This is a genomic window from Massilia sp. NP310 (assembly GCF_019443485.1).
GTDB lineage: Bacteria > Pseudomonadota > Gammaproteobacteria > Burkholderiales > Burkholderiaceae_D > Telluria > Telluria timonae.
Genome location: NZ_CP080379.1, coordinates 3,127,143 through 3,139,113, shown reverse-complemented (window position 1 = coordinate 3,139,113; position 11,971 = coordinate 3,127,143). Strand labels below are relative to the sequence as shown.

6 protein-coding genes are annotated in these 11,971 nt (G+C 65.9%); all 6 read left to right on the top strand.

Translation table 11 applies throughout. The annotated features are described in order from the left end of the window. The first annotated feature begins 6 nt into the window (after positions 1 to 6). The 6 genes from KY496_RS13840 to KY496_RS13815 all read left to right on the top strand — a co-directional run bounded on the left by KY496_RS13840 (position 7) and on the right by KY496_RS13815 (position 11,918). Positions 7 to 2,676, top strand: coding sequence for a TonB-dependent receptor (locus KY496_RS13840; RefSeq protein WP_005665632.1), 2,670 nt, complete (start codon positions 7 to 9; stop codon positions 2,674 to 2,676). A gap of 213 nt (positions 2,677 to 2,889) precedes the next feature. Further along, on the top strand, positions 2,890 to 4,719 hold the full coding sequence (locus KY496_RS13835) for a DEAD/DEAH box helicase (RefSeq protein WP_005665634.1): 1,830 nt from the start codon (positions 2,890 to 2,892) through the stop codon (positions 4,717 to 4,719). Between the two features lie 281 nt (positions 4,720 to 5,000). After that, positions 5,001 to 6,335, top strand: coding sequence for an MFS transporter (locus KY496_RS13830; protein WP_005665636.1), 1,335 nt, complete (start codon positions 5,001 to 5,003; stop codon positions 6,333 to 6,335). Between the two features lie 146 nt (positions 6,336 to 6,481). Further along, the gene (locus KY496_RS13825; RefSeq protein ID WP_219861122.1) at positions 6,482 to 8,113 is read left to right on the top strand and encodes an alpha-D-glucose phosphate-specific phosphoglucomutase; all 1,632 of its coding nucleotides are present in this window, start codon (positions 6,482 to 6,484) and stop codon (positions 8,111 to 8,113) included. A gap of 25 nt (positions 8,114 to 8,138) precedes the next feature. Continuing rightward, positions 8,139 to 9,821, top strand: a complete 1,683-nt coding sequence (locus KY496_RS13820; protein ID WP_005665639.1) for an alpha-amylase family glycosyl hydrolase — start codon at positions 8,139 to 8,141, stop codon at positions 9,819 to 9,821. Positions 9,822 to 10,070: 249 nt separating this feature from the next. Continuing rightward, a complete protein-coding gene (locus KY496_RS13815; protein WP_229520274.1) occupies positions 10,071 to 11,918 on the top strand; it encodes a bifunctional diguanylate cyclase/phosphodiesterase in 1,848 nt (615 codons plus the stop codon). Positions 11,919 to 11,971 lie beyond the last annotated feature (53 nt).

The window sequence follows — 11,971 nt, the reverse complement described above, 5'->3', positions numbered from 1 at the left end:
GGACACATGAAAAACATCGCCACCAAGCGTGCCGCATTCCAGCTGAGCCCGGTTGCCGCCGGCTGCGCCATCTTCGTCACCGTCCTGGCCGGCAGCGCCCACGCGCAAACCGCCAGCACCGGTGAGACCGCCAACCTGAACCCGGATGCGCCGGTGACCACCGTGACCGTGACCGGCATCCGCCGCGCGATCGAAGATGCGATCGCCGTCAAGCGTGAATCGACCGGCATCGTCGAAGCCATCTCTTCGGAAGACATCGGCAAGCTGCCGGACGTGTCGATCGCCGAATCGCTGGCCCGCCTGCCGGGCCTGTCGGCCCAGCGCGTCAACGGCCAGGCCCAGTCGATCAGCATCCGCGGCACCTCGGGCGACCTGTCGACCGCGCTGCTGAACGGCCGCGAGCAGGTCACCACCAGCTCGGACCGCACCGTCGAATACGACCAGTACCCGTCGGAACTGATCAGCGCCGTCACCGTGTACAAGACCGGCGACGCGGCCGTGATCGGCCAGGGCCTGTCGGGCACGGTCGACCTGCAGACCATCAAGCCGCTGTCGCTGCGCGAGCGCGTCATCACCGTCAACGTGCGCGGCGAAAAGAATTCGAAAGGCTCGATCAGCGCCGGTTCGCCGGACACCGGCAGCCGCATCAGCGCTTCCTACATCGACCAGTTCGCCAACCGCACGCTCGGCGTGGCGATCGGCTATGCGCGCCAGGACAAGCCGAACGTGCACCAGCAGTTCGAGACCTGGGACTGGGTGGACGACACCAACGTCGTGCCGGGCTCGACCGTCAAAGTGCCAAAGGGCATGAAGTCGATGGCCACCACCGGCGACCAGGTGCGCGACGGCCTGATGGGTGTGCTGGAATGGCGTCCGAACCGCAACTTCAGCTCGACCTTCGACGTCTATCATTCGCGCTTCGACCAGGAAGAAATCCGCCGCGGCATCGAAATGCCGCTGAAGGACGACGGCGAAGTGCGCTTCTCGAACGCGACCGTGGTCAACGGCACCGCGATCGCCGGCACCGCCAACAACGTCAATCCGGTCGTGCGCAACAACCGCATGACGCGCGACGACAAGCTGACCGCCTTCGGCTGGAACAACCGCTACAGCAGCGGCGACTGGGTCGGCATCATCGACATCAGCCGCTCGAAGGCTGACCACAAGGAAGAGCTGATCGAGATCAACGCCGGCCGCGCCGTGCGCCAGACCCTGGACTACAGCTACAACGGCGGCACCATTCCGCAACTGTCGCTGTCGGGCGTGTACGACGATCCGTCGCAGATCGCCATCGGCGGCCAGTTCGGCGACGGCTATGTCAACGCCCCGAACATGACCGACAAGATGACGTCGTTCCGTGTCAGCCTCGAGCGCAAGTTCTCCGACGGTCCGTTCAGCAGCCTGGAAGTCGGCTACAACCACTCCAAGCGCGAGAAGGAGAAGGAACACCTGGAAACCGGCTTCACCAAGCTGGGTGACGGCACCTTCGCGCCGGGCGTGCTCAACGGTGTGCAGGACCTGTACGCGCTGCAGAATGCGCTGAGCTGGGACATCGACGCGGTGCTGGCGAATAACTTCGGTCCGTTCACCCCATCGGTCCTGGTGCCATGGGGCGCGACCAAGAACTGGTCGATCGAAGAAAAGGTCAAGACCGGCTACGCCAAGCTGAACATCGACACCGAACTGATGTCGATGCCGCTGCGCGGCAACATCGGCATCCAGGTGATCGACACCGACCAGAGCTCGACCGCGAACACGCTGCGCGCCTGGCCGTTCGCCGACCTGGTGCCGCTGACCGACGGCAAGAAATACACCGACTACCTGCCGAGCGTGAACCTGGCCTGGAGCCTGCCGGACCAGCAGTTCATCCGCTTCGGCGCCGGCAAGACCCTGGCGCGCGCCAAGCTGAACCAGCTGAACGCCGCGCTGGAAGTCGGCCTGACCGCGCAGACCACCGGCACCCCATGGGGCAACGGCGGCAACGCCCAGCTCGATCCATGGCGCGCCAAGCAGGTCGACCTGTCGTACGAAAAATACTTTGGCAACAAGGGCTACATCTCGGCCGCCGGCTTCTACAAGGACCTGTCCTCGTATATCTACAGCGTGACCGTGCCGCGTGACTTCTCGGAGTTCAACCTGCAGGGCGCCCTGACCAATATCGGCACCATGACCCAGCCGATGAACGGCGAAGGCGGCACCCTGAAGGGCCTGGAGTTCGCGGCCTCGACCCCGCTGGACATGATCCACCCGATGCTGGACGGCTTCGGCATCACCGCCAACGCCTCGTTCACCAACAGCGAGATCTCGATCGTCGACCAGCGCTTCGGCAGCCTCGGGATCCCGCTGCCGGGCCTGTCCAAGCGCGTGTTCAACGTCACCGCCTACTACGAGAAAGACGGTTTCTCGGCCCGCGTCAGCCAGCGCTACCGCAGCGACTTCGTGGGTGAAATCGGCGGCATCGGCGGCGCAACCGAGCTGACCTACGTGAAAGCTGATAAAGTGGTCGACCTGCAACTGGGTTACGACTTCAAGCAGATCGAAGGCCTGTCGGTGCTGTTCCAGGTGAATAACCTGACCGACACCGCCTTCCGCAGCTACGCCGGCACCGAAGACCGTCCGCGCGGCTACAGCAAGTATGGCCGCCAGATGCTGCTCGGCCTGAACTACAAGCTGTAAGCAATACACTGGTTGAACGGCACGCCGCCCAGCGCGGCGTCTGCCAGCCCTTGCAGGTTTCGCCTGCAAGGGCTTTTTGTTTTTTTCGGATTCTGTGGTTTTGCCTCATAATCCACGCCTGTTTAGTCCACGCAGCGCCCTATTTAGCGCCTTGCGCGGGGCGACGGTGTAAACTATCGCTTTCGTTTCTACTTATTTAAGAGCAACTCCTTTATGTCTGACACCCCAATCCCATCGTTTTCCGACCTCAATCTTTCGGCGCCTGTTCTGAAAGCATTGAAAGACGTCGGCTACGAAACGCCGTCGCCGATCCAGGCTGCCACCATTCCTTTGCTGCTGGAAGGGCGCGACGTGTTGGGGCAGGCCCAGACCGGGACCGGCAAGACCGCGGCCTTCGCGCTGCCGATCCTGTCGAATATCGACGTCAAGAAAACCGCTCCGCAAGCGCTGGTGCTGGCGCCGACGCGTGAACTGGCGATTCAGGTCGCCGAGGCCTTCCAGAGCTACGCCGCCCACATCAAGGGCTTCCACGTGCTGCCGATCTACGGTGGCCAGAGCTATGGTCCGCAGCTGTCGAGCCTGCGCCGCGGCGTGCACGTCGTCGTCGGCACTCCGGGCCGCGTCATCGACCACATCGAGAAGGGCTCGCTCGACCTGTCGCAGCTGACCACCCTGGTGCTGGACGAAGCCGACGAAATGCTGCGCATGGGCTTCATCGACGACGTCGAGCAGATCCTGCAGCAAACCCCGGAAGGCCGCCAGACCACGCTGTTCTCGGCCACCATGCCGCCGGCGATCAAGCGCATCGCCAAAACCTATCTGCGCGATCCGGCCGAGGTCACCGTGGCCGCCAAGACCGGCACCGCCGACAATATCAAGCAGCGCTACTGGCTGGTGGCCGGCATGCACAAGCTCGACGCGCTGACCCGCATCCTCGAGGCCGAGCCGTTCGACGGCATGATCATCTTCGCGCGCACCAAGCTGGGCACCGAGGAACTGGCGACCAAGCTGCAGGCGCGCGGCTTCGCGGCCACCGCCATCAATGGCGATATGGCCCAGCAACAGCGCGAGCGCACCATCGAGCAGCTCAAGAACGGCAAGATCGACATCCTGGTGGCGACCGACGTCGCGGCGCGCGGCCTCGACGTCGAACGCATCAGCCACGTGATCAACTACGACGTGCCGTCCGATCCAGAGAGCTACACGCACCGCATCGGCCGCACCGGCCGGGCAGGGCGCAGCGGCGACGCGATCCTGTTCATCACCCCGCGCGAGCGCGGCCTGTTGAAAGCCATCGAGCGCGCTACCCGCCAGCCGGTCTCGCCGCTCGAGCTGCCGACCATCAAGGCGGTCAATGAAGTGCGCATTACCCGCTTCAAGGACCAGATCCGCACCACGCTGGCCGAGGGTGGCCTGGACGTGTTCCGTTCGCTGATCGAAGACATCGAGCGCGACGACAATGTGCCGGCGATCGATATCGCGGCCGCGCTGGCCAAGCTGGCGCGCGGCGACGAGCCGCTGCTGCTGACCAAGCCTGATCGCGAAGCGCGTCCCGAGTTCGTGCCGTCGCAGCGCGAGTTCGGTGGCGGCGCCCAGGAACGCGCGCCGCGTGCGCCGCGCGGCGACTGGGAAGAGCGTCCGGCGCGTCCCGCACGCGAGCCTGGCTTCAAGAAAGAGCGCGTGATGCGCGATCCCGAGCCGGGCATGGCCACCTTCCGCATCGAAGTCGGCTTCGCCCATGGCGCCAAGCCGGGCAATATCGTCGGCGCGATCGCCAACGAAGCCAATATCCCGTCCAAGCATATCGGCCGCATCGAGATCTATGACGATTACTCGACCCTGGATCTGCCGGACGATATGCCCAAGGACCTGGTCGAGCACCTGAAGACCATCTGGGTCGCGGGCCGCCAGCTGGCCATCACGCGCGACGGCGAAACCCCGGCTACGCCGCCGGCCAAGAAGCCATATGCCGCGAAGGGCGTCGAGCGTCGCCTGGGTGAAAAGCCGACCGCGAAGAAGCCGCATCGCAAAGGTCAGGCGTAACCATGTAGTCGAACAATCGCGCTCGCTGTTGTTTGACTACAAAATTCTTCCCTGATGCTGAGTTGTCGTGGTGTCCTCACTATGAGGACACCACGATTGACACTCAGAAACCACCATGTTATTTTGCTACAGATACGCTGGCCGGACTGTAGTCGTCCTTTTTCGTCCCTTCCGGCCTCGCACCGCATCCTGCACAAGGCACTGACGGCACGCTTTTAGCGAGCGGCCGTGCAATCACACACGAGAGAAGCCCGTTTGCCGGGCCAGATTGGGGACACACAATGGATATGCAATCGACCGTGGGGAAGCCGCGCCTGTCGTTCTGGCAGCTGTGGAACATGAGCTTTGGTTTCTTCGGCATCCAGTTCGGCTTCGCGCTGCAGAACGCCAATACCAGCCGCATCTTCGCCACCCTTGGCGCCGATCCCGACAACCTGGCCCTGTACTGGCTGGCGGCGCCGGTCACGGGCCTGCTGGTCCAGCCCATCATCGGCTACCTGAGCGACAATACCTGGCACCCGAAATGGGGCCGCCGCCGTCCCTTCTTCTTCATCGGCGCCGTGCTGGCGGCGATCGCGCTGTTCCTGATGCCTAACTCCACCGCGCTGTGGATGGCGGTTGCCGTATTGTGGATGATGGACGCGGCCATCAACGTGTCGATGGAGCCGTTCCGCGCCTTCGTGGGCGACAAGCTCGACCCGGCCCAGCAGACCGCGGGCTACGCGATGCAGACCTTCTTCATCGGCTGCGGCGCCGTCATCGCCTCGCTGCTGCCGACCTTCTTCGAGAGCATGGGCGTGTCCAACGCCGCCGTCGGCGGCGTGATCCCGGACACCGTGCGCTACTCGTTCTACGCCGGCGGCCTGGTGTTCTTCCTGGCCGTGAGCTGGACCGTGCTGTTCGCCGACGAACTGCCGCCGCCCGACATGGACGCCTTCCACAGGGAGCGCAAGGCCTCGCGCGGCGTGGGCACGATGTTCGTCGAGATCCTGGGCGGCTTCGGCAAGATGCCGCGCACCATGGTGCAGCTGGCCTTCGTGCAGTTCTTCACCTGGATCGCGCTGTTCGCGATGTGGATCTATACCGGCACCGCGATCGCCGACAACGTCTACGGCACCACGGATGCGCAATCGAGCGCCTACCAGGACGCCGGCAACTGGGTCGGCATCATGTTCGCGGTATACAGCGGCGTGTCGGCGCTGGCCGCCTTCATCCTGCCGGTGTTTGCCCGCGCCACCTCGCGCAAGATCGTGCACGCGACCTGCCTGGTCATCGGCGGACTGTCGCTGGCCAGCATGTTCCTGATCACCGACAAACAGATGCTGGTGCTGCCGATGATCGGCATCGGCATCGCCTGGGCCTCGATCCTGACCATGCCGTACGCGATCCTGGCCGGTGCGTTGCCGGCCAAGCGCATGGGTTACTTCATGGGCCTGTTCAACTTCTTCGTCGTGATCCCGCAGATCGTCAGCGGCCTGCTGCTGGGCAGCATCACCAAGCACCTGTTCGACGGCCATGCGGTGCTGACCCTGGTGCTGGGCGGCGGCTGCATGCTGGTCGCGGCGCTCCTGACCCTGTTCGTCACCGACAAGGCGGCGCCGGTCTCGAAGGCCTGATCCAGGCGGATTCCGCCAACCACCCGCCCACGCGCGCCGTCATTTTTGCGGCTGTCGTATCGTAATGTTTTACTAACATATTCGCCCTGACCAGTCCTGGTCGGGGTGACTATGTGAGCGCAAACTTACCCAGACAGGAGCACAGCATGACCATCCAGACCGTCGCGACCACCCCGTTCGCCGGGCAGCGTCCCGGCACCTCGGGCCTGCGCAAGAAGGTGACCGAGTTCCAGCAGCCCGGCTACCTCGAGAATTTTGTCGAATCCATCTTCCTGACCCTGGGCGAAGGCAAGTGCCGTCACCTGGTGGTGGGCGGCGACGGCCGCTATTTCAATCGCGAGGCGATCCAGACCATCCTGCGCATGGCCGCCGCGCACGGCGTCGAGAAGGTGCTGGTGGGCCGCGGCGGCATCCTGTCGACGCCGGCCGTGAGCTGCGTGATCCGCAAGCACGCCTGTCATGGCGGCATCGTGCTCTCGGCCAGCCACAACCCGGGCGGGCCGGATGGCGACTTCGGCATCAAGTACAACATCGAGAACGGCGGCCCGGCGCCCGAGAAGATCACCGACGCGATCTACGAGCACACCAGGGCGCTGACGCAGTACCGCATCGTTGATGCGCCGGCCGTGGACCTCGACCGGCTGGGCACGACCCGCATCGAGAACATGACCATCGAGGTGATCGATCCGGTCGCCGACTACGCCGAGCTGATGGGCCGCCTGTTCGACTTCGATGCGATCCGCGCGCTGTTCGCCAGCGGCTTCCGGATGCGCTTCGACGCCATGCACGCGGTCTCGGGGCCGTATGCCAGGGCGGTGCTCGAGGACATCCTGGGCGCGCCCGCCGGCACCGTGGTCAATGGCCAGCCGCTGCCTGACTTCGGCGGCGGCCATCCCGATCCGAACCCGGTCAATGCCGCCGACCTGGTCGCGGCGATGGCGGCGCCGGATGCGCCCGACTTCGGCGCCGCCTCCGACGGCGACGGCGACCGCAACATGATCGTTGGCCGCGGCATCGCCGTCACGCCGTCGGACAGCCTGGCCATCATCGCCGCCAACGCCACCGTGGCGCCGGGCTACGCGGACGGCATTACCGGCATCGCGCGCTCGATGCCGACTTCACAAGCGGCCGACCGCGTGGCCGAGGCGCTCGGCATCTCCTGCTTCGAGACGCCCACCGGCTGGAAGTACTTCGGCAACCTGATGGACGCCAACCTCGCCACCCTGTGCGGCGAGGAGAGCTATGGCACCGGCTCCATCCACATCCGTGAGAAGGATGGCCTGTGGGCCGTGCTGTTCTGGCTCAACCTGCTGGCCGTTCGGCGCCAGTCGGTCGGGGAGATCCTGCGCGCGCACTGGGCCCGCTTCGGCCGCAACTATTATTCGCGCCACGATTACGAGGCGGTCGAGGCCTCGGCGGCAACCGCCATGATGGATGCGCTGCGCGCGCGCCTGCCGGAGCTGGCGGGCCAGACGCTCGACGGCCATCACGTGGCCCAGGCCGACGACTTCGAATACAACGACCCGGTCGACAACTCGTGCTCCACGGGGCAGGGCGTGCGCATCATCATGAGCGACGGTTCGCGCATCGTGTTCCGCCTGTCCGGCACCGGCACCGAAGGCGCCACCGTCCGTCTCTATCTCGAGCGCTACGAGGCCGATCCGGCGCGCCACGACCTGGACACCCAGCAAGCCTTGCAGGGCTTGATCGCCGTTGCCGAGAGCGTGTCCGGCCTGCGCCGGCGCACCGGCCGCAACGAACCCACCGTCATCACCTGACACCCACCCACCTACAGGAAACCGCATGAAATTACCCGTCCTTGCCGCCTCCATGCTGATCGCCTTCGGCGCGCTGTCGTCCGTCTCGTCCGCCATCGCACAAACGAAAGCGCCTGCCGGCAAACCCTTCGTCTGGGAGAACGCGACCGTCTACTTCCTGCTGACGGACCGCTTCAACAACGGCAATCCGGCCAACGACAAGGCGTATGGCCGCAAGGACGATGCCGCGACGATGCGCGGCTTCATGGGCGGCGACATCGCCGGCATCACGGCGAAGATCAAGGAAGGGTATTTCAACGACCTGGGCGTGAACGCGATCTGGTTCACGCCGGTCGTCGAGCAGATCCACGGCTCGACCGACGAGGGCACCGGCAAGAGCTACGGCTTCCACGGCTACTGGGCGAAGGACTTCACCGCGCTGGACGCGGCCTTCGGCACCGAGGCCGAGCTCAAGGAGCTGGTCGACACGGCGCACGCGAACGGCATCCGCATCGTGTTCGACGTGGTGATGAACCACACCGGGCCGGTGACGAAGCAGGATCCGGTGTGGCCGGCAGCGTGGGTGCGCACCGGCCCGCAGTGCACCTACAAGGACGCGCGCACCACGATGGATTGCACGCTGGTGGCGAACCTGCCGGACTTCCTCACCGGTAGCAATGCCAACGTCGAGCTGCCGCCGCAGCTGGCGGCGAAATGGAAGAAGGAAGGGCGCTACGAGCGCGAAGTCAAGGAACTGGACGACTTCTTCAAGCGCACCGGCTATCCGCGCGCGCCGCGCTACTACCTGATGAAGTGGCATGCGGACTGGGTGCGCAAGTACGGCATCGACGGCTTCCGCGCCGACACCGTCAAGCATACCGAGCCCGGACTGTGGAAGGAACTCAAGCAGGAAGCCAGCCTCGCCTTCGAGGACTGGAAGCGCGCCAATCCGAAGCAGCGCCTGGGCGAAGACAAGTTCTGGATGGTGTCCGAGGTCTACAACTACGAGATCAAGCACGCGCGCAAGTTCGACCTGGGCGGCGGCGAGGTCGTCGATTACCTGGATCAGGGCTTCGACAGCATGATCAGCTTCAGCCTGCGCAGCGACGCCAGGCAGCCTTACGAAAAGATCTTCTCGGATTATTCGAGGATCCTGCAAGGCGAGATGAAGGGCTATTCGGTCCTGAACTACATCAGCTCGCACGACGACGGCAGTCCCTTCGATCCGCTGCGCGAGCGCCCGTTCGAATCGGCCAACAAGCTGCTGCTGGCGCCGGGCGCCGCCCAGATCTACTACGGCGACGAGACCGCGCGCATCCTGCGCGTCGAAGGCGCCGAGGGCGACGCCACCCTGCGTTCGTTCATGAACTGGGACGAGCTGAAATCGAACGCGGAACGTGGCATGCACCGCGTGGCCGACATCCGCGCGCACTGGGCGCGCCTGGGACGCTTCCGCGCCGCCCACCCGGCGGTCGGCGCAGGTGCGCACCAGATGATCAGCCATAGCCCGTACACCTTCAAGCGCACCTGGGAAAAGAATGGCGTGAGCGACCGCGTGGTGGTGGCGCTCGACCTGCCAGGAGGCCAGCCGGCCACGATCCAGGTCGGCGGCGTGTTCCACGACGGCGCCACGGTGCGCGACTGGTACACCGGCAAGACCGCCGTGGTCAAGGGCGGCAAGGTGCGCTTCGACACCGCCGCTCCGGTGGCGCTGATCGCCCAGGACTGATGTTGGCATCGCGGCGCACGGCGGCGACTGTGCGCCGTGCGCCAATTTGCTATCCCATGTCATGCGACCCGCATGATTTCCTGCCGCGCGGAATTCCCGGCCGCGCCGCGCTGCCTCTGAGCGAACACTGCTAAGCTGCTAATACATTCATGTTTTGCGGACCAGCCGCCGATGAGCGTGCGGCCGCAGCGCGTCAATGCCGACCGACGCGAGAGGGGAGAGAACATGCGCAGCATGAGCAGAGCAAGAATGATTTATCGCCTGGTGCGGGGGCGGGCGCGCCTGGAGGTGAAGAACGTCGCGCCGCAACCGGGCCTGCATGCGCTGGGCGGCGAGGACGGCGACGAAGTCCTGACCGAATCGCCCGACCCCAAGCTCGACTACATCACCCGCCTGGCCGTGCAGGCCAGCGGCGCCGAGATCGGCGGCATCAGCCTGATGTTCAAGTCGCGCATCTGGCTGCCGTCGCACATCGGCATCCAGGGCAGCTTCCTTCCGCGCGAAGGGTCGTTCTGCGACCGCGCCCTGGACGTCGGGGGCGACTGGTTCGAGGTGCCTGACGCCAGCCTCGATCCGCGCTTCGCGGCCAATCCGCTGGTGGCCGAGCCGCCGCGCTGCCGTCACTACGCCGCCGTTCCGCTGCGCGGCGAGAGCGAGCACCTGCTGGGCAACCTGTGGGTGATGAGCGCCAGCGCGCGCACGCTCGACGTCGCCCAGGCCGCCCAGTTGCGGCTGCTGGGACGGATCGCGGCCGACCTGCTCGAACTGCGCTACTGCGATCCGGTCACCGGCATGTTCAACCGCGCGGTGTTCCTGCACCACCTGCAACGCCTGCTGCTGGAAGAAGAGGGCGCGCTGGTCACCGTCGGCATGGTCGACCTGATCGGCTTTCGCCAGGTGAATGACCTGTTCCGGCGCGAGACGGGCGACCGCATCCTGCGCCTGATGGGCAAGCGCATCGAGGACTGGGCCGACGGCGCGCTGCTCGGCCACCTCGGCGCCGACCAGTTCGCGTTCGCCCTGCTCGCGCGCCCCGAGGAGATCGACGCCCATCTCGCGCGCCTGTGCGCCGCCATCGACCAGCCCTTCGAGGTGGAGCCGGGCTGCATGCACACCCTGCATGCGCGCATCGGCATCCGGCGCCAGGCCTTGCCGTGCGAGGAAAGCGCCGACGGCTTGCTGGATGCCGCCGACATCGCGATGTCCTCGATCCGCCAGCAGCAGGGCGCCAGCGTCGTGCACGAGTACGATGCGGCGCTGATGGCGCGCGCGCGCCTGCGGTACGAGTTGCGCGAAGCCATGCGCGGCGCGCTGCGTTTCGGCCGCCTCGAGGTGCATTACCAGCCCCAGGTCGACGTGGCTCATGGACGCCTGATCGGGCTGGAGGCCCTGGTGCGCTGGCGCCATCCGGCCTACGGCCTGGTGGGCCCGGGGATGTTCGTGCCCCAGGCAGAGAGTTCGGGCCGCATCTTCGAGCTCGACATGCACGTGCTGGACCTGGTCTGCCGCGACCTGATGGCCTGGCGCGCGCGCGGACTGGCGACGCCGCCGGTGGCGCTGAACTTCTCGCGCGCCTCGCTGATGCACACCCAGGTCTTCGCGCGCCTGGCCGAGATCCTCGAGGCCACCGGCGTGCCGGGCGAGCTGCTCGAATTCGAGGTCACCGAGAGCCAGCTGCTCGACTCGCCGACGCTGCTGCACCAGCGCATCTCGGCGCTGCGCGCGCTCGGGGTGCGGGTCGCGGTCGACGACTTCGGCACCGGCTACTCGAACCTGGACGCGCTCACCAGCTTCCCCTTCGACCGGCTCAAGGCCGACCGCCGCTTCGTGCACGGCGTGGCGAGCGACGCCCGCACCGCCGGCGTGTTCGCCCTGATCCAGGGCATCGCCGCCGTGTTCGACGCCGAGCTGCTGTGCGAAGGCCTGGAGGACGAGGCCGACCTGTCCTGGCTGGCCGAGCGCGGCGTGCACTGCGTGCAGGGCTGGTACTTCAGCCGCGCGCAGCCGGTGCAGGCGATCGAGCGCATCCTGGGCCGCTTCCAGGAAGCGCAGGACGCGCCGCTGTCGGTGCCCGAAATGCGCGCCTTGCTGGCCTGAGTTTCTGCATATCGAATCGGTGGCGATCCGGGTTAGACTGGTGGTTCCGTCAA